Raw genomic sequence first — 20,503 nt, forward strand, 5'->3', positions numbered from 1 at the left:
GCAGCGTACGCCTCCGGCCCGGCTCTCCAGGGCGTATCCTGCCCTGATGCTCGGCGTGAACCACCTGACCGTCGCCTACGGCCCACAGATCGCGCTGGAAGATGCCACCGTGCGCTTCGAGGCGGGGCAGTTCAGCGCCATCATCGGGCCGAACGGGGCGGGCAAGAGCACGCTGCTGCGCACGCTGGTCGGTCTGCTGCCGGATCACGCGGGGGCCGTGCAGTTCGACCCTGGCCACACCGCCCGGGGCTGCATCTCCTACGTGCCGCAGCAGCAGACGCTGGACTGGGGCTTCCCCGTGACGGTATGGGACGTCGCCATGATGGGCCGCACCGGCCGCCTGGGCTGGCTGCGCTTTCCGGGCCGCAAGGACCGCGAGATCGTCGAGGGGGCCCTGAAGGAGACCGGCGTGTATGACCTGCGCCACCGGCACATCGGGGCGCTGTCGGGCGGGCAGCGCCAGCGGGTGCTGCTGGCCCGCATGCTGGCCCGGCGCGGGCACCTGCTGCTGCTCGACGAGCCCCTGACCGGCGTGGACGCCGCCACCCAGGAGAGCCTGATGGCCCTGCTGCGCGCCGAGGCCGACCGGGGCCGGGCGGTCGTGATGGTCACCCACGACCTGGAACAGGCCCGGCGCTGGTGCGACCACCTCGTGCTGATCAACCGCCGGATCGTCGCCAGCGGCACTCCGGACGAGGTCTACACACCGCAGAACATCGAGCGGACGTTCAGTTCGAGCCACCTGGGGCACATGCATGCCGAGGCCTAGGCCACTGGACGAGCGCCGCAGACCGGGCACAGCGGGCCGACCTCACCCCTCCACGGAACGTCCATGCACGTCCTGACCGATCCCCTCCAGTTCGACTTCTTCGTCCGGGCACTGGTCGCGGTCGTGGTGGTCAGCGTGCTGTGTGCGCTGATCGGCGCATGGGTGGTGCTGCGCGGGCTGAGCTACATCGGGGACGCCATGAGCCACGCGGTCTTTCCGGGCATCGTCGCGGCGTTCCTGACGAAGGGGAACCTGCTGGTGGGGGCCATGGTCGCCGCCGTGCTGACAGCGCTGGGCATCGGGGCCATCGGAGGGAGGGGGGGCCTCAAGCAGGACAGCGCCATCGGGATCGTGTTCGTGGGGATGTTCTCGCTCGGGATCGTGCTCCTGTCGCGGGCGCCGACCTTCACCACGGATCTCAGCTCGTTCCTGATCGGCAATCCGCTGGGGGTCAGCGCGGCCGACCTGTGGGGCGCCCTGGGCGTGACCGTGGTCGTGGGCGGCCTGCTGACCGCCATCCAGAAGGAACTGCTGCTGGCGTCCTTCGACCCGACCGAGGCGCGGGCGGTGGGCCTGCCGGTGCGCCGCCTGAACAACCTGCTGCTGGTGCTGATCGGGCTGGTCGTCGTGCTCACCGTGCAGCTGGTGGGCACGACCCTGAGCGTGAGCCTGCTGATCACATCGAGCGCCGCTGCCCGCCTGCTGGCCCGCAGCCTGAAGAAGATGATCCTGCTCGCCGCCGTGCTGGGCAGCGCAGGCGGGGTCGCCGGGCTGTACCTGAGCTATTACCTCGACACCGCGCCGGGGGCGACCATCGTGCTCGTGAACACGGCGGTGTTCCTGCTCGCCCTGCTGCTGCGGCGGCGGGACGCCTAGGCCAGCTCCAGCGCCTGCACGACCACCTCGACCTCCTTGGCCACCGGACGGGCGATATCGACCACGATGGCGTCAGTGGGGGCTTCCAGTGCCGCGAACTGCGAGTCCAGCAGGCTGGGCGGCATGAAATGCTCGCGCGCCCGCATCCGCGCCTCGATCAGGTCGCGGGAACCGTGGACATGCACGAGCCGCACGCCGTCCAGATCGCCACGCAGGGTCGCACGGTAGCGTTCCTTCAGGGCCGAGCACGCCAGCACCAGTGGCCGGTTCTCGGCCACGTGCCGCGCCAGGACGCCGTGCAGGGTCGCCAGCCACGGGGCCCGGTCGGCGTCGGTCAGGGGCTCGCCACGCGCCATCTTCTGCACGTTGGCCTCGGGGTGGAAGTCGTCGGCGTCGGCGAAATTCCAGCCCAGCCGCGCCGCCAGCGCGATACCCAGCGTGGTCTTCCCGCTGCCCGAGACGCCCATGACGATGACCGACGTGGTGGATGACATGCCACCGGAGCATACCCGCGTCTGTCCGCCGACTGGCCTATTCAGTCGCTGCAGGCTTATCCTGCACCCAGCCCCAGGTTCCCTGGCGTTCCCCTGCCGCCCATTCAAAGGACTCCTGCCTCTTGCGCCTGTAACCCCTGCATCCACGGTCTGAAGTCGCCGCCCGCCCCGCGTGGAGTGGCCTGATCTGCAGGGAGTTGCACATGTTGATAGAGCTGAGGAAGGTCGCCCGGACGTACGGCGACGTGGTGGTCGTCGAGGATGTCGATCTGGCGGTCGGCCCCGGTGCCCGGCTGGCGCTGGTGGGCGCGAACGGCAGCGGCAAGAGCACCCTGCTGCGTAGCATGGCCGGTCTGGACGCGCCGGACGGGGGCACTGCCGTGATCACGGGCCGCGTGGCGCTGCTCGCCCAGCAGGAGGATGCCGGCACCGGCACGCTGCAGGGCGCCGTGACGCCACCGGAACTGCGGGAGGCCCAGCGGGCCTTCGAGGTGGCCTCGGCCGCACTGGGTGAGGGCACGGACGCGGCCCTGCTCGCCTTCGCAGAGGCCGAGGAGACCTACCGGCTGGCCGGCGGCTACGACTTCGCGGCCCGGGCGGCGGGGGTGCTCTCGGGCCTGGGCCTGGATGACGGGGCGGACGCGGCGCGGCTCTCGGGCGGGCAGGCGCGGCGGGCGCTGCTGGCCCGGCTGCTGCTCTCCCCTGCCGACGTCTACCTGCTGGACGAACCCACCAACCACCTGGACGTGGACGGCGCACGGTGGCTGGAAGGGTGGATCGCCTCCAGCGCCGCCGCCTTCGTCCTGGCCAGCCACGACCGCGCCTTTCTGGACGCCGTGGCGACGCAGACCGCCGAACTGGAACGCGGGCGGCTGACCGTGTATCCCGGCCCCTACTCGGAGGCGATGGCCCTGAAGGCCGTGCTGCGCGAGGCCCAGGAGCGCGACCACGACGCCTACCGGCGCCGGCGGGCCGCGCTGGACGAGGAGCGTGCCCGCCGGGCCAGCAAGGCGCGCAGCGCCGGGCAGTACAACCACAGACGCGCCAGCGACGGTGACAAGCTGCTCGCCAAGGGCAAGGCCCAGAACGCCCAGGGCGTGAACGCCTCGGCGGCGCGGCGGCTGGAACGGCAGATCGAGCGGCTGGACGACCACGCCACCGCCAAGCCCTTCGACGACCGCCGCATCCTGCGCATCGATCTCCAGGCCACCCCGCCCGGCCCGGCCGAGGTGCTGACGGTGCGCGACCTGAGCGTGTGCCGCGACGGCCGCCCGGTGCTGGGGGGCATGACCCTGCACGTCCGGCGCGGCGAGAAGGTCGCGCTGACCGGCCCGAACGGGGGCGGCAAGAGCACGCTGCTGGGGGCCCTCCTGGGCACGCTGCCCCACGGCGGAGAGGTGCGGTGGGGCGTGGGGCTCACCCACTATGTCGCCGGACAGCACGGCGAGGAACTGACCGGCCTGGAGACCGTGGGGGACGCCCTGCTGGATGCCAACGCGCTCCTGACCCCACACCAGCTCCACGAGGTCGCCGCGCAGCTGTGGCTCCCCGGCCCGGCCTCCCTGCTCACCAGCCTGTCGGGCGGGCAGCGCACCCGCCTGAGCCTCGCCCGCTTGAGCGTGACGCGGGCGCAGCTGCTCGTGCTGGACGAACCCACCAACCACCTGGACATCCGCATGATCGAGGCGCTGGAGGCCGTGCTTCTGGCCTTCCCCGGCACGGTGCTGTTCGCCAGCCACGACCGCACGCTGGTACAGAGGGTGGCGACGCGGGTGTGGCGCGTGGGCGCGGGCGGGGTGGCGGAGGACGGGTGAGCATGTGTGCCCAGCGCACTATGACGACGCTTCAGTTCAGCCCCTTCCCAGCCCTCTGCAAGCAGCTCTACGAGTTCCCACTCAAGACGCCTGATGTGAAATGCGAATGGCAAGCATCAGCATGAGACGGATAGTGAGCGTCCAGAACGAGGCCGGGCGCTGCCCGTCACCCCCCTCCCAGCCTCTCGCGGTGCGAGCTGTCCCAGTCCCCCACAAGGGGGGAGGGGCTAAAATCTGACGTCCTGGCCACCATCTATCGCAATGCACATCAAGGGTTCAAGGGGAAGGAGCTATAAACCGAAGCCCCCACCCTGCCCCCAACCGAATGCCGTCGTGCGCGAAGCGCGCGGGCGCTGACGGCGTGAACGCACGAGGCAGGTACGTCACCTCCACAGCTCCGAGAACACGCCCAGCTGCGCAGTCCAACACGCACTTTGCCGAGCGCAGCGCTTCGCTCCCCCTATCCCCGGTGGGGACAGGGGGTTGGGGAGCCCGCCGCAGGCGCACACCTTCCGCCCAGCCCGCACACCACTCCACCGTCACGCCACCGTCAGCAGCACCTTCCCGTCCACCATTCCCGACTCGACCAGTTCATGTGCCCGCGCCGCCTCGGCCAGGGGCACACGGGCACCGATGTTCACGCGCACGTCGCCGTTCCTGACATATTCCAGGGCCTCCAGCGTGGTCTGCCGGGCCTGTTCGGGGCGGTGCTGGCGCAGGGTGCCGTTGCTGTAGCCGATCACGGCGCGGCACTCGCGGTGCAGGGGCGCGGTGGGAATCCGGCCAGGCCGACCGCTGGCGTGCCCATACGTGACGAGCCGTCCGAAGCGCGCGAGGACGCCTGCGCCCTTCTCGGCCGTGTCGCCGCCGATAGAGTCGAGAATGACGTCCACGCCCTGCCCCCCGGTGATCTCCGTGACGCGTTCGGCGAAGTCCTCGGTGTGGCGCTGGATCACGTCATCCACACCCAGGCCCTCGATGAAGGCGGCGCGGGAATCGGAGCCGACCACGCCGATGATCCGGCCCGCCCCCAGCGCGCGGGCGTACTGCACGGCGAGGTGCCCGACCCCGCCCCCGGCGGCGTGGATCAGCACCGACTCGCCCCGGTGCAGGTCGGCGGCGCTGATCAGGATGCCGTACGCGGTGGCGAGCATGGTCAGCGCGGCGGCCTGATCGTCGGGCACACTGTCGGGGAGCGGAACACACAACACGGCGCTGGCCACGACATGCGTGGCGTAGCCGCCGTCCGCCGGATAGCACGCGACCCGCCCGCCGACATCCAGGCCGGACACGCCCTCGCCCAGCGCCTCCACGACGCCCACGGCATCGAGCCCCGGCGTGAAGGGTGGCTGCCGCGTGCCGTACCTCCCCTGCCGCGCGAGCAGGTCGGCGTAGTTCACGCCGCCCACGGTGACGCGCACGCGCACCTGACCGGGGCCGGGCTGCGGCAGGGAGCGCGGCTCCCAGTGCAGGACGTCGGGGCCGCCGAAGTCGTGGACGATGATGGCCTGGCTCGCGGATTCAGGGCTCATGCCCTCCAGTGGACACGAAAAACCGCCCCCGATGTGGGAGCGGTCTTGAGCGTCCGGTGCGCCTGCGAGCGCAGGCCCGCCACCGGATTGGGACTCAGTAGAACTTGGTGATGCGCTCGACGCTGTGGCGGTGGTGGGGGAAGCCTTCCTCGGCGCGCTTGCCGATGGGCAGCAGGCCCGCGAACTGGACGTGCTCGGGCAGGCCCAGCAGTTCCTTCACGGCCTGGGGGTTGAAGCCCAGCATGGGCACGGTGTCGTAGCCCTTGCCGCGGGCGGCGAGCATCAGGAAGCCGAAGGCGATGTTCGCCTGCGACAGGCCCCACTGGCCGCGCTGGGCGACGTCCTGAGCGCCGAAAGCTCCTTCGAAGGTCTTGCGGGCACCGGTGCGGCCTTCCTCACCCATGCCGGGGTGGGCGGTCTCCTCGACGGTGTTCAGGGTGTCTTCCATGTCGGAGTACACGACGATCACGGCGGGAGCGCTGGTGATCTGGCCCTGGCCGTAGGCGGCGGCCTTCAGCTGCTCCTTGATCTCGGGGCTCTGCACCACCGCGAAGCGCCACGTCTGGGCGTTCCACGCGCTGGGGGCCAGGCTGGCAAGACGCAGGATCTCGTGCAGGTCGTCCTGGTTCATGGGTTCCTGGACGTACTTGCGGATGCTGCGGCGGGTCTCGATGGCCTCGGTGATGGTCAGGGTGTCGGTGGTGGGGCGGGTCTCGGTGAAGGTCGTCATACCCGGCACCATAAACCCACTGCTTTACAAAGTCAAGTGATGTGACTTTGGCTGCACTTTGTATCGCGTTCAGGTGTATGATTCTGCCATGAGCACTGAACACACTGGATTCTGCCCGGTCTACCGGGCGATCGGGGTGTTGCAGGAGAAGTGGGTGCTGCACATCGTGCGCTCTCTGCTGGACGGCGAAAAAGGCTTCAACGAACTGGCCCGAGCCGTCGGCGGGTGCAACAGCGCCACCCTGACGCAACGCCTGGAACACCTGGAGCAGCTGAACATCATCAGCAAGCGAACCGAGGACAGCCACGGCAAGCTCGCCCGCAGCGTGTACTCGCTGACCCACGCCGGCCGCCAGCTCCAGTCGGTCATTGACGCGATCGACGCGTGGGGCCGCGACCACCTCCAGCGCCCGGTACCCGAAGCCCAGAGCGCGTAACCGTCCCCTCACCCGGCCTCCCGTGCCGGGTCTCTTCCTCTCCCGCCGTGGCACACTGCCGGGATGGTTGCCGTCCTGATCTTCATCGTGCTGCCACTCGTCCTGATCGTGGTGGCGTGGCGCATGAAGCCCCTCGTCCCGCGCGACGGGCGGCCCGGTGACGCCGTCGGTGGTTCGCTGGTCGCGGGGGGCATGTTCGGATCGCACGGCCTGGAACCCGATCCGGTCAGCGTGCCCGAGGACACCGACGCGGTTCGCTTCGACCTGTCGGACGTGAAGGCCCGTGAATGAAGGGGGGATGACACCCCAAAGGTCACCCCATACGCTTGGCACATGAGCCTCAAGGACAGCTTCACGAAAGAAGAGTGGTTCCGCGTCATGACCGGCCCCGGCCGGGCAGGTGCCGCCGTCGTGGCCGCCAGCCCCAGCGGCCTGACCGGCCTGCTGGCCGAGGCCCAGGCCATCGCCGCCAGCATCCGGGAGAGTGTGAGCCGGGAGGGCCGCACCCCCCTGATGGAGGCCATGGCCGCCGACCTGCTGGGCACTGGCCCCAGCCGCGACGAGATCCGCGAGATGCAGGACGACCGCGCGAAGAACATGCAGGAGGCGGTCGAGCAGAACGTACAGGCCGTGCGCCAGGCCGTGTGGCTCGTCTCGGCCAAGGCCAGCCCCGAGGATTCCCGCGCGTATCAGGACATGCTGATGCAGGTGGCCGAGCGCACGTCGCAGGCCGCCAAGGAAGGCGGCTTCCTGGGCATCGGCGGCGAACAGGTCAACGAGAAGGAACGCGACGTGCTGGCCGAACTCCAGAGCGTCATCCGGGGCACCGTGACCATCCCTGAACCGGCCGCGCTGGTCAATCCTGGGCCGGACGGCAGCGGCAACAGCAACTGACGCAGTGCACCTGACAACACCTGGTACAGACCCCAGGTGAGTCGACCACGCGGGCGGACGAGGCGAGGACGAACGCCACGCGGGCCCGGAGCGGCGAATGCACCTGCCGGACGTGGCACGGCAGGCCCGGGCAGCGCGTCAGTCCCGTATGACCTCACCACCGGGCGCGACAATGGTGCATGACCACCGAGCTGCCTGTCCGCTTTATCCACGCCCCGGATCTGGGCCGCCCCGCCGGGTACTCCCACGCGGCCGAGGTCAGGGGCGGACGTACCGTGTACATCTCCGGGCAGATCGCGCTGGACAACCATGGGAACGTGGTCGGCGCAGATGACTTCGAGGCGCAGGCACGGCAGGTGTTCCGGAACCTGGGGCACGTACTTGCGGCGGCAGGCCTGGACTTCGGCGCGGTCGTGAAGCTGACCATCTTCCTGACGGACATGCAGGACATTGCCGCGTTTCGCCGGGTGCGCGACGAGTTCGTGAACACGGCCGCGCCGCCCGCGAGCAGCGCCGTGCAGGTCGCGGGCCTCGTGCGTCCGGAATTGTGGGTCGAGGTCGAGGCCATCGCCGTGGGCCCGTGAACGGGCGGTATGCTGGACGCAGTGCGGGGGCGACTGGCGCTGAACGTGGGCTGACCACGGGGGAGCCTCCGGAATCTTCTTCGTGATCGCGCGCCTGGGTCGGACACTGCTTCCTGTGTGGAGCGGGCGTCCGCTGCACCGGAGGACACACATGGCGAGACGGGCACTCATTTCCGTGAGCGACAAGACCGGCGTGATCGAGTTCGCGCGGCAACTCGAACAGCGCGGCTGGGAGATCCTCAGCACCGGCGGCACCTACGCCTCGATCACCGGCGCGGGTGTGGCGGCGCGGCAGGTGAGCGACGTGACCGGCTTCCCCGAGATGCTGGACGGCCGCGTGAAGACGCTGCACCCGGCGGTTCACGGCGGCATCCTGGCCCGGCGGGACGACGACCACCTGGGGCAGCTCGACCAGCACGGGATCGGCACGATCGATCTGGTGTGCGTGAACCTCTACCCCTTCCGCGAGACGGTCGCGCGGGGGGCGCCGTTTGACGAGGTCGTCGAGAACATCGACATCGGCGGCCCGGCCATGATCCGCTCGGCAGCGAAGAACCACAGCGGCGTGCTGGTGCTCGTCGATCCCGCCGACTACCCGCTGGCCCTGCAGGACGAGGTCGCCCCGGCCGACCGGCAGCGGCTGGCGGCCAAGGCGTACCGCCACACCAGCGAATACGACGCGGCCATCACGGCGTATCTGGAGGGCGCGTCTGATGAGCTGCCGACCACGCTGCCCCAGACCCTGACGCTGAATCTGGACAAGGCCGCCGAGGTGCGCTACGGCGAGAACCCGCACCAGCCGGGCGCGATCTACCGCCTGGGGAGTGCCAGCGGGCCGGTCATCGATGCGCGGGTGGTGGCGGGCAAGCCCATGAGCTTCAACAACTTCACCGACGCCGACGCCGCGTGGACGCTGTGCCAGGAACTGTCGGCACAGGAGGCGGCGGTGCCGGAGCACGCGGCGGTGTGCGTGGCCGTCAAGCACGCCAACCCCTGCGGCGTGGCGCTGGCCGCCGACGTGAAGACCGCGTGGGAACGCGCCCGCGACGCCGACACCCTGAGCGTGTTCGGCGGCGTGGTCGCCGTGAACCGGCCTGTCGATCTGGCCGCGGCGCAGAGCATGCGCGGCACCTTCCTGGAAGTGCTGATCGCCCCGGACGTGAGCACCGAGGCCATCGCGTGGTTCGCGGAAAAGAAGCCGGATCTGCGCGTGCTGATCGCCGGGCCGCAGCAGCATGTGAGCGTGCTCGACGTCCGCCCCCTGACCGGCGGCTTCGCCGTACAGGAGAAGGATTCCCGGCCGTGGGACGACCTGTGCCCCGAGACCGTCACCACCCGCGAGCCGACCGAGCAGGAGTGGCTGGATCTCCGCTTCGCGTGGGCGACGGTCAAGCACGCCCGCAGCAACGCCGTGGTGATCGCGAAACGTGGCGTGACCGTGGGCCTGGGCGCGGGCGCGGTCTCGCGCATCTGGGCCGCGGAACGCGCCGTGGCGAACGCGGGCGAGAGCGCGCAGGGGGCAGTGCTGGCCAGTGAAGCCTTCTTCCCCTTCGACGACGTGGTGCGTCTCGCCGCCCGCTCAGGCGTGACGGCCATCCTGCAACCCGGCGGGGCCAAGCGCGACCCCGAAGTGATCGCCGCGTGCAACGAGCTGGGCATCAGCATGGTGTTCACGGGCTCGCGGCACTTCAAGCACTGATGCAGAGGGCAGACGGCGGACTTGCAAAGCCGCGAAGCGGAGGGAAGAGTGCAGAACCGCACAGTCTGACCGGCAAGCACCTGGCCGAGGACGTCATGGCAGGCGTCCGGGCCGCGCTGGGCGAATGGGAGGCGGCCGAGGCGTTCCGGCCACATCTGGTCAGTGTGCTGGCCTCGGCTGATCCGGCGTCGGCGGTGTATGTGGAGGCCAAGGCTCGGCGGGCCCGCAAGCTGGGCGTGGCCTTCAGCGTGCGTAACCTGGGCGCGGCGGCCACACAGGACGACCTGCACGCTGCGCTGGACGGGCTGTCGCGGGACGATTCGGTACACGGCATCATGCTGGAACTGCCGCTGGCCCCCGGCCTGGATGCCGACGAGGCCCTGCTGCACGTCGCCCACCGCAAGGACGTGGAGGGCCTGACGCCCGGCAACCTCGCGCTGATCGCGGCGGGGCGGGAGCCGGAGGCGCTGCTGCCGCCCACGCCACGGAGCGTGCGGTTCCTGCTGCGCTCGGTGCTGGGCGACGACCTGCGCGGGCGGCGGGTGGCCGTGGTCGGGCCGGGGCGCACGGTGGGCCGGCCTCTGACCTTCATGCTGAACAACCGGGGGGTGACCGTGACCGTGTGCAACGAGCACACCCGCGACCTGGGCAGCGTGCTGGCCGGGGTGGACGCCGTGGTCGTCGCCGTCGGCCGGGCGGGTCTGCTGCGGCCGGAGCACGTGCAGCCGCACCATGTCGTCATCGACGCCGGGATCAACGTGAAAGAGGGTAGCGGGGTCGAGGGGGACGCCGCGCCGGGGCTGCCGGTGCGGGCACAGTCGCCCGTGCCCGGTGGCGTGGGGCCGCTGACCAGCGCCCTGATGTACCAGAACCTCGTGCGGGCGGTGCGGCTCCAGCGCGGAGAACCGGTCGAGTAGGGCTGCGGCCCGTCAGTCGCCGTTCACGGCCTGGATCGGCTCGACCGGTTCCAGGTGGCGGGCGGTCTTGTCCCACGTGCGCCGGCCCGTGAAGTGGTTCCAGTACGCCAGGGGCAGCGCCAGCGACAGCGCAAAGCCGTACAGCGGCTGACTGACCAGGGTGAACAGCACCGCCCCCAGCCCCCGGCCCCGGTGGTAGCGCAGCACCCACTGCCACTGCAGGCCGATGTTCACCACCGCGATGGTGAGGCTGAGCGCCGGACTCAGGATGATGCCGCGTGTGTCGAGCAGCCAGCGCAGCGGCTGGGTGAGCAGACACAGGATGATGACCGCGTTCAGCCACGGGGCCAGGATGGCGTAGCTCAGATCCAGTCTGGCCCCCAGCGCGACCCGGCCTGACCACAGCCCCGGCAGGTAGGGCAGGCACTGCATGGTGCCCTGGGCCCAGCGGGCCCGCTGCCGCAGGAAGCGGCGCAGGCTCGGCAGCCCCTGCTGGGTCACGGCCGCCTCCAGAAAGACCATGCGGTGGCGTGGAGCGTCCAGGCGCATCGCCAGCCCGCTCGCGAAGTCCTCGGCCAGACAGTCCGGCCACGCGGCGGCGCCCTGGGTGATCTGGTCGTGCAGATACGAGGCCCGCATGAACTGCCCGTTGCCGCACAGGCCCACCGAGCGCCAGCGGTGGCGCAGGCGCTGCACCGAACGGATCACGAAGAATTCCAGATCCTGCTGCCGCTCCAGCACGCGGCCGATCACGAGACCCACGCCTCGGCGGGCCCCGGACGGGCGGATGATCACGCGGGCCTGGGCACCGGCCACCAGGGGGTCGTCCATCGCCGCCCGCGCCTCGTCCAGCAGCTCCGGTGTGATCCGGCCGTCCGCATCCACGACCACCACGATCTCGCGGGTCAGGTCACGGCCGGCGGCCTGCAGATCGCCGAGCAGGGAACGGGCGGCCCAGTTCAGCGCCTGCCCCTTGCCCTGCCGTGCGTGGGGGGAAAAGCGCCGCAGCAGCGTGATGGAGGCGTCATGATCGCTCAGCGCGCGGACGACCGCCGCTGTGTCGTCGTCGCTGCCGTCGTCGATCACGGCGATGTGGGCATCCGGGGCCAGCGACCGCAGGGTGGCAACGGTCGCGCCGATCACCCGGCCCTCGTTCAGGGCGGGAATCAGGAAAGTGAAGTGCAGGGCCTCGCCCGGCCGGTCTGGCACGGATCCGCGCCGGATGGCGGGCATCACGGCCGCGAGCACGGTCTGCACGAAGGACATGGCCAGCAGGGTCAGGCCGGCCAGGTCGAAGAACATCAGCATGATTCGTAGCGCATCCCTCAAGGTTCACCCCGGCCGGTGCCGGATCGGCCGCGCGGTACCATCCGCCCCGCCCGCTCCCGCTGCCGTCCACCCTAGCGAACAGGCCATGAGAAGCACGGCGGAACACCAGCGACCCAGATACCGCACTCAGACGCCCTAAAGTTAGGGCGTGCCCACCCCCGCCGTCCTGAATGTCGCCTTCATCACCGACGCTCCGCGGGTGGCTGGCAGCGAGGTCTGGCTGCTCGATGTCCTGCCCCGCCTGAAGTCACACGGCGTGTCACCCCACGTGTACCTGAACCGCGCCGCGCCGCTGGATGGCCTCGTGCAGCGGCTCACGGAAGCGGGGGTGCCGGTCACGCGCTACGACGGTCTGGGCACCCTGCCCGACCTGACACGCGGAGCCGACGTGCGGGCCGTGCAGGTCTGGGAACCGGCCACCTACGCGGCGCTGCTGCCCGGGCTGGCCGCGCCCCGCGTCGTGGTCGTCCACGACCAGCTGGAGTACCACTACCCGGCGGGCCTGAACCACGTGTACCGCGCCGTGTACCGCCGCACCAAGGCCGCGCCGCAGCGCACGGCCGAGCAGGTCGTGACGGTCTCGGCGTGGGGGCAGGCATTCATGCACCGGGCCTTCGGCCTGCCCCGCGTGGACAGTGTCCGCAACGGGGTGGACACCGACCGCTTCCGGCCCGCACCGCCCGCCGAGCGCACGGCCCTGCGCCACGGCCTGGAGTTCACGCGCTTCACGGTGCTGGTACCGGGGCGCTTCGCTCCCGAGAAAAATCAGCTGGCGGCCGTCCTGGCGGCGCGTCGGGCACCGGGGCTGGACTTCGTGTTTGCCGGCGACATGGACTCCGGGGTGGGCACGCTGGCGCGGGGGCTGGCGCGGACACTGAAGCTGGGCAATGTCCGCTTCCTGGGCCGCCGCTGGGACATGCCGGAGCTGTACCGCGCTGCCGACGCGCTGCTCCAGCCGACCCTGGCTGAGAACCAGTCGCTGGTCACGCTGGAGGCGATGGCCTCGGGCCTGCCGGTGGTCACCACGCCCATCCCGGCCCAGGCCGAACTGATCGAGGACGGCGTGACCGGCCTGCTCGTGCCTCCGCAGCCCGGACTGCTGGCGTGGGCGCTGCGGGCGCTGGCGGCGCATCCCGAGAAGGCGCAGGCGCTGGGACTGGCCGCCCGTGAGCACGTGGCGCGAACCCATACCCCGGGCGGCACGGCGGCGCAGGTGGCGCGGCTGCTGCGGGACGTGGCCGGACGCTGAGACCCCGCGCGGCCCGTATCCTGTTCCTCATGTCTGTCGTGACCCGCATTGCCCCCAGCCCCACCGGCGACCCGCACGTGGGCACCGCGTACATCGGGCTGTTCAACTCCACCCTGGCCCGCCAGTCGGGCGGCACCTTCATCCTGCGGATCGAGGACACGGACCGGGGCCGCTACGTGGCGGACAGCGAGACGCGCATCTTCCGCATGATGCAGTGGCTGGGCCTGACGCCGGATCAGTCGCCCCTCCAGGGTGGCCCGAACGGCCCGTACCGGCAGTCCGAGCGGTTCGACCTCTACGGCGACTATGCGCGGCAGCTCGTGGCGTCGGGACACGCCTACTACGCCTTCGAGACGCCGGAGGAGCTGACCACCCTGCGCGAGGCGGCCCAGGCGGGCGGCCACGTGATCCACGTGCCCAGCCGCGACCTCGACCCGCAGGCAGCGCAGGCTCGGGTCGACGCGGGCGAGGCCGCCGTGATCCGCCTGAAGGTGCCGCGTGACGGCGAGACGGTCGTGAACGACACCCTGCGCGATCCCATCCACTTCCAGAACCGCGAGATCGACGACAAGGTACTCCTGAAGGCCGACGGTTTCCCCACGTACCACCTCGCGAACGTGGTCGACGACCGCCTGATGGGCGTGACCCACGTGGTGCGGGCCGAGGAGTGGATCACCTCCACCCCCATCCACATCCTGCTGTACCGCGCCTTTTCGTGGCCGGAGCCGGTGTGGGCGCACATGCCGCTGCTGCGCAACGCCGACAAGTCCAAGATCAGCAAGCGCAAGAATCCCACCAGCGTCGAGTGGTACCAGCAGCAGGGCTTCCTGCCCGAGGCGATGCTGAACTTCCTGGCGACCATGGGCTGGACGCACCCGGACGGCCGCGAGCTCTTCGACCTGGCCGAATTTGAGCGCGTGTTCCGGCTGGAGGACGTGACCCTGGGCGGCCCGGTCTTCAGCCTCGACAAGCTGCGCTGGTACAACGGCAAGTACCTGCGCGAGGTGCTGAGCGAGGACGACGTGGCCCGCCGCCTGCACGCCTTCCTGCAGGGTCAGAAATCGGAACTGCCGCTTGACGACTACTTCCGTGCCGTGACGCGACTGATGACGCCGCGCATGGAGGTCTTCAGCGAGTTTCTGGAGAAGACAGGCTACTTCTGGTCAGAGGAGTACGCCGTGAACGAGAAGGCGCAGGCGGCCATCGACGGCGCACGGGATCTGCTGCCGGAACTCGCCGCCCGCCTGAAGAACCTGCCGACCTTCGACGCCGACTCCATCAAGGCCATGTTCCACGCCTACGCCGAGGAGAAGGGGCTGAAGCTCGGCAAGGTCATGCCGCCGGTGCGGGCCGCCGTGGCGGGGACGATGGAGAGCCCCGATCTGCCGGAGCTGCTCGCCACGCTGGGCCAGGAACGGGTCGTGTCACGCCTCGCGAGGGCCGTGCAGTGAGCGCCGTTGCCGCCGTGCTGGTCGCCGGAATCGCCCTGCTGCACGTGTACATCCTGGTGCTGGAGATGGTGCTGTGGGAGACGCCGCGTGCCATGCGGGCCTTCGGCACCACGCCCGAGTTCGCTGCCCAGACACGCACCCTTGCCGCGAACCAGGGGCTGTACAACGGCTTCCTCGCCGCCGGGCTGCTGTGGGGGCTGGTCATCGGGTCGCCTGCCGTGCAGCTGTTCTTCCTGATCTGCGTGGCTGTGGCCGGCCTCTACGGTGCCATGACTGCCAACCGGCGGATTCTCTTCATCCAGACGGTGCCGGCGGCGCTGGCGATCGTGGCGGTGCTGCTCGCCCGCTGAACGTCAGCGCGGCACCGACGTGAACTCCAGCCGCCCCGCACCCGCGTGCAGGATCAGCGTCCCATGCCGCCACTCGATCCGGGTGGCGGTCTTCAGCAGGGCGGTGAAGTCCTCGCGCAGGGCCAGGGCGTGATCGGGGCAGCGGTCAGTCGTGCCGGCCTGCACATCCCAGATCCGGACGGTGTCGCCGCTGATCGCCACGCGGGCACGCAGGGGACTGCAGCCGGTGGTGCCGGTCAGCCGGTCGCCCTGGAGGGTGAACGCGGGGCGGGTCATCCGCGCACCGGGAACGCGAAGCCGTCCACCATCCACCTCGCTGTCCGGCGTGAGGCCCGAGAGTGTCCAGCGCGGCCCGGCCAGCGGCAGAGGCGGGGGCGCGGCGGTCAGAACCAGCACGGCCAGCACGCTCAGCATGGGCGTATTGTCGGTGTTCCGTCCGCCACACGCTAGACTGCTGCCAAACGAGCGTTAGAGTATTTGTCCGAATTACAGCATCAGTTAAACAGCGTCTGGTGCTTCCATTCTCCCAAATCCTCTGTGAAATTCACTCGCTCTGCTCGGTCATAAAGAACGGATCTTATGACAGATGCTCTAGATCAGGAGGCATGAACGTGACAGGAGACCGAAGGATACGAGTCCTGATCGCCAAGCCCGGCATGGACGGGCATGACCGGGGCGCGAAGGTCGTGGCCCGTGCCCTGCGCGACGCGGGCATGGAAGTGATCTACACGGGCCTGCGCCAGACGGCCGAGATGATCGTGAACGCCGCCGTGCAGGAGGACGTGGACGCCATCGGCCTGAGCGTGCTGTCCGGTGCCCACATGGTGTATTTCCGCGACGTCATGACGCTGCTGCGCGAGCAGGGCGCAGACGACATCATCGTGTTCGGCGGCGGGATTATCCCGGATCAGGATCTGCCGACCCTCAGGGAGATCGGCGTGGGCCGCGTGTTCACGCCAGGGGCCAGTACCCAGGACGCCGCCACGTACCTCAAAGAGGCCGTGCAGGAGCGGTGGAAGGCCCAGGGCGAGGCGTGAGCCCCCGCACCCCTGAGGACAGCAGCCATGAGTGACGCCGCCTCCACGTCCGGCACGGCCCGGCTGGATGTGGGGCGGGTCGCGCCGCTGTATGCCGCCCAGGCGCTGGCGACCGGCGCGACCACGGTGAGCACGGTGCTGGCCAGCCTGATCATCAGCGGGCTGGCGAGCGAGACCCTGGCGGGCCTGCCCAGCACACTGATCCAGGCGTCGGGGGCCGTGACCGCCGGGGCCTTCGGGGCCCTGATGCTGCGCTCGGGGCGGCGGTTCGGTCTGGCCGTCGCGTTCACGCTGGGGGCGGTGGGGGCGGTGGTGGGCTTCCTGGGTGCCCGCGCAGGCGTGACCCCGGTCTTCCTGCTGGGCGCGATGATGATGGGCGGGGCCCAGGGCGGCTACCAGCAGGCCCGCTACGCCGCCGCCGAGAGTGTCCCCGAGGCGCGGCGCGGCACCGCCCTGGGCGCGCTGATGCTCATGAGCGTGCTGGGGTCGTTTGTCATGACCGGCTTCTCGCACCCCATCGAAGCGCTGGGCCGGGCGCTGGGCAGCACCGCAGAGGTCGCCGGCTGGCTGGTCGGCGGCGGCCTGCTGGCCGTGGCCGCCGTGCTCATGCTGATCTGGCGACCGCTGCGGCCGGTGGTGGCCGGCACGCCTCCCGCCCGCCTGACCCTGGCGCAGGCGTTCCGGATTCCAGGGGTGCGCTCCACCGCACTGGCCGTGGCCACCGCCCAGGGCCTGATGGTCACCCTAATGAGCCTCACGCCGCTGCGGGCGCACCACATGGGCGTGGATCACGCGGGCGTGGCGGCGCTGATCTCGGGCCACATCCTGGGCATGTTCGGCTTCGGGTGGCTGACCGGCCCGCTGATCGACCGCCTCGGGCTGCGGTTCGGCTACGTGGGCGGCGCGGCCCTGCTGCTGTCGGCCGCCCTGACCGCGCCGCTGCCCGGCACCGCGTGGCTGGGGATCAGCATGTTCCTCCTGGGCCTGGGGTGGAACCTCGCCTTCGTGGCCGGCAGCAAGGCCCTGACACGCTTTCCAGCGGCCCAGGGAGTCACGGACAGCCTGGGCTTCGTGGCCTCGGGCCTGGGCACGCTGATCGGCGGCGTGGTGATCGCCCGCGTGGGCTTCCCCGCGCTGGCTGCCGCGTGCGCGGTGTGGGCGGCCGTGCCGCTGTTCAGCGCGTGGCGGGTGCGGGCGGGGTGAGGGGCTGATATCGGCAAGGCGGAAGGCGACCCCTCATACGGGATCAAGTTGATTGCAGACCATGGCAGCGTCGTGAGCCAGAGACCCTTTACCCCAGGGGAGGGAGGAGCGCCGAGGGCGGACGGATAGAGGGTCTTGGAGGCCGCGAACTCAACTTAAACCGCGCCGCCCCGTTCCAGCACGGTGGGGGCGGCGCGGGTCATGCCTGGAGTGTACGGTCAGCCGAAGCGGCCCGATACGTAGGCCTCGGTGCGCTCGTCGCGGGGGCTGGTGAAGATCTGGTCGGTCACGCCGTGCTCGACCATGTCGCCCACCAGGAAGAAGGACGTGGTATCGCTTACGCGGGCGGCCTGGTGCATGTTGTGAGTGACGATCACGATGGTCGTGACCTTCTTCAGCTCGGACATCAGATCCTCGATCTTGGCGGTGCTGGCCGGGTCGAGCGCACTGGTCGGCTCGTCCATGAGCAGGATCTCGGGGTCGACGGCCAGGGCGCGGGCAATACACAGCCGCTGCTGCTGCCCGCCGGACAGCCCAGTGGCGGGCGTGTTCAGGCGATCCTTGACCTCTTCCCACAGCGCCGCGCCGCGCAGGCTGCGCTCGGCGACCTGCATCAGCTGGGCCCTGTCGCGCACGCCGGTCAGTTTCAGGCCGGCGACCACGTTGTCGAACACGCTCATGGTCGGGAAGGGATTGGGCTTCTGGAACACCATGCCCACGCGCCGGCGCATGCTGACCGGATCGACCGCCGGGTCGTAGATGTCCTGGCCGTCGAGCAGGATCTTGCCCGCCACCCGCGCACCGGGCGTCATGTCGTGCATGCGGTTAATCGCCCGCAGGAACGTGGTCTTCCCGCACCCGGACGGGCCGATCAGGGCGTTCACGGTGCCCCGGCGGAAGTCCAGCGACACATTCTTCACGGCGCGGTTGTCGCCGTAGAAGATGTCGACGTTCTGGGCACTGAGGATCACGGGGGTGGGCTGGGTCATGGGATGGGGCTCCTGGAAGGACGGGGTGGGTGGGGGCTCTGAGCTGTGGGCTATGAGGCGGGCGTCTGCTCTGGCGGTGGTTTCCGCTCGCGGGCACGGAGCCGGGTGGGGGCTGGGGCATCCATGCTGTTCCTCACCGCCCGGAGCCCGCCGCCGCCTACTTCCGGCGGCTGAAGCGCCGGGCCAGCAGGCTCGTCACGAAGATCAGCGTGATCAGCAGCAGCGCGCCGGCCTTGGCAAGGCGCTGGTTCTCGTCGTAGGCGCTGGTCGCGCCCCGGTAGATCTCCAGCGGCAGGGCGCTCATGGGCTTGCTGGGGTCGAGGTTCACGTTCGGGTTCCCGAAGGCCGTGAACAGCAGCGGCGCGGCCTCGCCGGCCACGCGGGCCAGCGCCAGCATGACGCCGGTGATGATCCCGCCGGCGGCGGCGGGCAGCACGATCCGCAGCGTGACCAGCCATTTGGGCAGGCCCAGCGCCAGCCCGGCCTCGCGCACCGAGAGCGGCACGAGCTTCAGGACTTCCTCGCTGGTGCGGACGACGATGGGAATCATCAGGAAGCCCAGCGCCAGGGCGCCCGCGAAGCCGGAGAAGCCGAACTGCAGCACGATCAGGCCGTAGGCCACGAGACCCATCACGATGGCGGGAATCCCGGCCAGCACGTCACTGATCATACGTACGGTGGGCATCAGCGGGTGGCGGGGGTACTCGGCCAGGAAGATCCCGCCGGCCACGCCGACGACCACGCCGATCACCGAGGCCATCAGCAGCATCTCGACACTGCCCAGGATGGCGTTCAGCAGGCCGCCGCCCGTCTCGCCCTCCGGGGCAGGCACCTTCGTGAAGAAGTCGAGGTTCATCGCGCCGATGCCCTCGCGCAGGAGGTACAGGAAGATCAGGATCAGGGGCGCGACGACGACCAGGGTGGCGATCAGGATCAGGCCGCCCATCAGCATGTTCTTCGCGCGGCGGGCGGGGCTCAGGCCGGTGGCGGGGCGGCGGGCGGCCGCCGGGGTGGCAGCGCTCATCACTGGATCCCCCGTGGGGTGAGTCTGGCGATGATCAGCCGCGCCACGTAGTTCACGAGCACGCTCAGCAGGAACAGGCTCAGGCCCAGCGTGACGACCGACGAGCGGTGCAGGGTCTCGCGGGCATCACCGAACTGGTTGGCGATCACCGACGCCATGGTGCTGGCGTTCCCCCAGATCGAGCGGATCACGTCCTGGCTGTCTCCGATCACCATGGCGACCGCCAGAGTCTCGCCCAGGGCGCGGCCCAGCGCCAGGATCACGCCACCGAGAATGCCGGCCCGTGCGTACGGCAGGATGGCCCGCGAGATGACCTCCCATTTGGTCGCCCCCAGGGCGTACATCGCCTCGCGCTGATCGGCGGGCACCAGCCGGATCACGTCGCGCGCCACCGACGCCGTGTACGGCAGGATCATGACGGTCAGGATGATGATCGCCAGCGCCAGCCCGCGTCCCGCGCCGCTGCTGGGCACGAAGAAGCACTGCAGGGTGGTCTGGTTCTCGGCCCACAGGCCCGCGCACTTCGTGTACAGCGCCAGCCGCTCCGGGTACAGCTCCTGGTTGAAGAAGGTGATCTGCCACCGCGCCAGCACCGGCGCGATCACGAACAGCGCCCACAGTCCGTACACCACGCTGGGCACGGCCGCCAGCAGCTCGATCAGGTACCCCACCGGATTGGCCAGCCACTTCGGGGCGTACTCCGCGACGAACAGGGCGCTCGCCACGGCCAGCGGCACGCTGATGACCAGCGCGGCCAGACTCGTGATCAGCGTGCCCAGGATCATGCTGGACGCGCCGAAGACGCCCGTGACCGGATTCCACGTGCGCTGCGTGAAGAACTCCAGCCCGAAGCGCTGGAGCGCCGGCCACGAGTCCCGCGTGAGCTGGTAGATGCTGGTCAGGAACACCAGCAGGATCACCGAGGCGAGCAGCAGGATCAGCACCTCGAACACGCGGTCGCTGGCACTCGACAGGCGGGCGGGCGGGGCGGGGCGGGCGGGTTCACTCATGGGGTCATGACCTCGGCAGGCATCTACGGAGCAGTTCACCGTGAAATCGTCAGGAGCAGGTCAGCTGAACGGTGCGCAGCGGCTGACACGGCAAATGGGCGGCCCCCCGTGGAGGG

At 70.2% G+C, this 20,503-nt stretch carries 22 protein-coding genes and 1 riboswitch; of the genes, 14 read left to right on the top strand and 8 right to left on the bottom strand.

The genetic code is table 11. The features are described from left to right. The first annotated feature begins 46 nt into the window (after nucleotides 1-46). Nucleotides 47-769 (top strand): metal ABC transporter ATP-binding protein, encoded by a 723-nt coding sequence (locus U2P90_RS16390; RefSeq protein ID WP_295823315.1) that lies wholly within the window; start codon nucleotides 47-49, stop codon nucleotides 767-769. Nucleotides 770-832: 63 nt separating this feature from the next. Further along, nucleotides 833-1,645 carry a metal ABC transporter permease gene (locus U2P90_RS16395; RefSeq protein WP_295823314.1) on the top strand — a complete coding sequence of 271 codons (813 nt, stop codon included), beginning with the start codon at nucleotides 833-835 and terminating at the stop codon, nucleotides 1,643-1,645. Here U2P90_RS16395 and U2P90_RS16400 read toward each other — a convergent pair. Further along, nucleotides 1,642-2,139 carry a gluconokinase gene (locus U2P90_RS16400; protein ID WP_322472965.1) on the bottom strand — a complete coding sequence of 166 codons (498 nt, stop codon included), beginning with the start codon at nucleotides 2,137-2,139 and terminating at the stop codon, nucleotides 1,642-1,644. The two genes, U2P90_RS16395 and U2P90_RS16400, sit on opposite strands and share 4 nt — an antisense overlap. Nucleotides 2,140-2,342: 203 nt before the next feature. On the opposite strand from U2P90_RS16400, the gene U2P90_RS16405 reads away from it, so the two are divergent. Further along, nucleotides 2,343-3,953 carry an ABC-F family ATP-binding cassette domain-containing protein gene (locus U2P90_RS16405; protein ID WP_322472966.1) on the top strand — a complete coding sequence of 537 codons (1,611 nt, stop codon included), beginning with the start codon at nucleotides 2,343-2,345 and terminating at the stop codon, nucleotides 3,951-3,953. 539 nt (nucleotides 3,954-4,492) lie between these two features. On the opposite strand, the gene U2P90_RS16410 is transcribed toward U2P90_RS16405, so the two are convergent. Next, nucleotides 4,493-5,485: a quinone oxidoreductase family protein gene (locus tag U2P90_RS16410; protein ID WP_322472967.1), complete on the bottom strand. Its 993-nt coding sequence runs from the start codon at nucleotides 5,483-5,485 to the stop codon at nucleotides 4,493-4,495. 94 nt (nucleotides 5,486-5,579) lie between these two features. Continuing rightward, nucleotides 5,580-6,215 carry a nitroreductase family protein gene (locus U2P90_RS16415; protein WP_322472968.1) on the bottom strand — a complete coding sequence of 212 codons (636 nt, stop codon included), beginning with the start codon at nucleotides 6,213-6,215 and terminating at the stop codon, nucleotides 5,580-5,582. Nucleotides 6,216-6,303: 88 nt separating this feature from the next. Here U2P90_RS16415 and U2P90_RS16420 point away from each other — a divergent pair, with 88 nt between their 5' ends. The 6 genes from U2P90_RS16420 to U2P90_RS16445 all read left to right on the top strand — a co-directional run bounded on the left by U2P90_RS16420 (nucleotide 6,304) and on the right by U2P90_RS16445 (nucleotide 10,745). After that, entirely contained in the window at nucleotides 6,304-6,651 is a 348-nt protein-coding gene (locus U2P90_RS16420; RefSeq protein ID WP_295820638.1) for a winged helix-turn-helix transcriptional regulator, read from the top strand. A 63-nt stretch (nucleotides 6,652-6,714) separates the two neighbouring features. Continuing rightward, on the top strand, nucleotides 6,715-6,942 hold the full coding sequence (locus tag U2P90_RS16425) for a hypothetical protein (RefSeq protein WP_322472969.1): 228 nt from the start codon (nucleotides 6,715-6,717) through the stop codon (nucleotides 6,940-6,942). Between the two features lie 42 nt (nucleotides 6,943-6,984). Continuing rightward, nucleotides 6,985-7,545, top strand: a complete 561-nt coding sequence (locus U2P90_RS16430; protein ID WP_322472970.1) for a hypothetical protein — start codon at nucleotides 6,985-6,987, stop codon at nucleotides 7,543-7,545. 179 nt (nucleotides 7,546-7,724) lie between these two features. Next, nucleotides 7,725-8,129 carry a RidA family protein gene (locus U2P90_RS16435; RefSeq protein ID WP_322472971.1) on the top strand — a complete coding sequence of 135 codons (405 nt, stop codon included), beginning with the start codon at nucleotides 7,725-7,727 and terminating at the stop codon, nucleotides 8,127-8,129. Nucleotides 8,130-8,148: 19 nt separating this feature from the next. Beyond that, nucleotides 8,149-8,236: riboswitch (ZMP/ZTP riboswitch) on the top strand. 44 nt (nucleotides 8,237-8,280) lie between these two features. Beyond that, a complete protein-coding gene (gene purH / locus U2P90_RS16440) occupies nucleotides 8,281-9,828 on the top strand; it encodes a bifunctional phosphoribosylaminoimidazolecarboxamide formyltransferase/IMP cyclohydrolase (RefSeq protein ID WP_322472972.1) in 1,548 nt (515 codons plus the stop codon). After that, nucleotides 9,828-10,745 (top strand): bifunctional 5,10-methylenetetrahydrofolate dehydrogenase/5,10-methenyltetrahydrofolate cyclohydrolase, encoded by a 918-nt coding sequence (locus U2P90_RS16445; RefSeq protein WP_322472973.1) that lies wholly within the window; start codon nucleotides 9,828-9,830, stop codon nucleotides 10,743-10,745. Before purH ends, U2P90_RS16445 begins: the two co-directional genes overlap by 1 nt. 12 nt (nucleotides 10,746-10,757) lie before the next feature. On the opposite strand, the gene U2P90_RS16450 is transcribed toward U2P90_RS16445, so the two are convergent. Continuing rightward, nucleotides 10,758-12,053: a glycosyltransferase family 2 protein gene (locus tag U2P90_RS16450; protein WP_322472974.1), complete on the bottom strand. Its 1,296-nt coding sequence runs from the start codon at nucleotides 12,051-12,053 to the stop codon at nucleotides 10,758-10,760. A gap of 169 nt (nucleotides 12,054-12,222) precedes the next feature. On the opposite strand from U2P90_RS16450, the gene U2P90_RS16455 reads away from it, so the two are divergent. The 3 genes from U2P90_RS16455 to U2P90_RS16465 are packed head-to-tail and all read left to right on the top strand — an operon-like array spanning nucleotide 12,223 to nucleotide 15,124. Continuing rightward, nucleotides 12,223-13,323 carry a glycosyltransferase family 4 protein gene (locus tag U2P90_RS16455; protein ID WP_322472975.1) on the top strand — a complete coding sequence of 367 codons (1,101 nt, stop codon included), beginning with the start codon at nucleotides 12,223-12,225 and terminating at the stop codon, nucleotides 13,321-13,323. A gap of 29 nt (nucleotides 13,324-13,352) precedes the next feature. Beyond that, nucleotides 13,353-14,774 (top strand): glutamate--tRNA ligase, encoded by a 1,422-nt coding sequence (gltX, locus tag U2P90_RS16460; protein ID WP_322472976.1) that lies wholly within the window; start codon nucleotides 13,353-13,355, stop codon nucleotides 14,772-14,774. After that, the gene (locus U2P90_RS16465; protein ID WP_322472977.1) at nucleotides 14,771-15,124 is read left to right on the top strand and encodes a DUF1304 domain-containing protein; all 354 of its coding nucleotides are present in this window, start codon (nucleotides 14,771-14,773) and stop codon (nucleotides 15,122-15,124) included. The genes gltX and U2P90_RS16465 overlap by 4 nt, the downstream gene beginning before the upstream one ends. A gap of 3 nt (nucleotides 15,125-15,127) precedes the next feature. On the opposite strand, the gene U2P90_RS16470 is transcribed toward U2P90_RS16465, so the two are convergent. Continuing rightward, nucleotides 15,128-15,538, bottom strand: a complete 411-nt coding sequence (locus U2P90_RS16470) for an META domain-containing protein (protein WP_322472978.1) — start codon at nucleotides 15,536-15,538, stop codon at nucleotides 15,128-15,130. Nucleotides 15,539-15,729: 191 nt separating this feature from the next. On the opposite strand from U2P90_RS16470, the gene U2P90_RS16475 reads away from it, so the two are divergent. Next, the gene (locus tag U2P90_RS16475; protein ID WP_295820666.1) at nucleotides 15,730-16,161 is read left to right on the top strand and encodes a cobalamin B12-binding domain-containing protein; all 432 of its coding nucleotides are present in this window, start codon (nucleotides 15,730-15,732) and stop codon (nucleotides 16,159-16,161) included. Between the two features lie 27 nt (nucleotides 16,162-16,188). Beyond that, complete coding sequence (locus tag U2P90_RS16480) at nucleotides 16,189-17,364, top strand: MFS transporter (RefSeq protein WP_322472979.1); 1,176 nt, start codon at nucleotides 16,189-16,191, stop codon at nucleotides 17,362-17,364. A 218-nt stretch (nucleotides 17,365-17,582) separates the two neighbouring features. Here U2P90_RS16480 and pstB read toward each other — a convergent pair whose 3' ends face one another. From pstB to pstC, 3 genes are all read right to left on the bottom strand, one after another. Further along, nucleotides 17,583-18,353 (bottom strand): phosphate ABC transporter ATP-binding protein PstB, encoded by a 771-nt coding sequence (gene pstB / locus U2P90_RS16485; protein WP_295820671.1) that lies wholly within the window; start codon nucleotides 18,351-18,353, stop codon nucleotides 17,583-17,585. 157 nt (nucleotides 18,354-18,510) lie between these two features. Next, nucleotides 18,511-19,377 (bottom strand): phosphate ABC transporter permease PstA, encoded by an 867-nt coding sequence (gene pstA / locus U2P90_RS16490; RefSeq protein ID WP_295820674.1) that lies wholly within the window; start codon nucleotides 19,375-19,377, stop codon nucleotides 18,511-18,513. Beyond that, nucleotides 19,377-20,387, bottom strand: coding sequence for a phosphate ABC transporter permease subunit PstC (gene pstC, locus U2P90_RS16495; protein WP_322472980.1), 1,011 nt, complete (start codon nucleotides 20,385-20,387; stop codon nucleotides 19,377-19,379). Before pstC ends, pstA begins: the two co-directional genes overlap by 1 nt. Nucleotides 20,388-20,503: the final 116 nt, after the last annotated feature.

It is taken from the genome of Deinococcus sp. AB2017081, assembly GCF_034440735.1.
Taxonomy (GTDB): domain Bacteria; phylum Deinococcota; class Deinococci; order Deinococcales; family Deinococcaceae; genus Deinococcus; species Deinococcus rufus.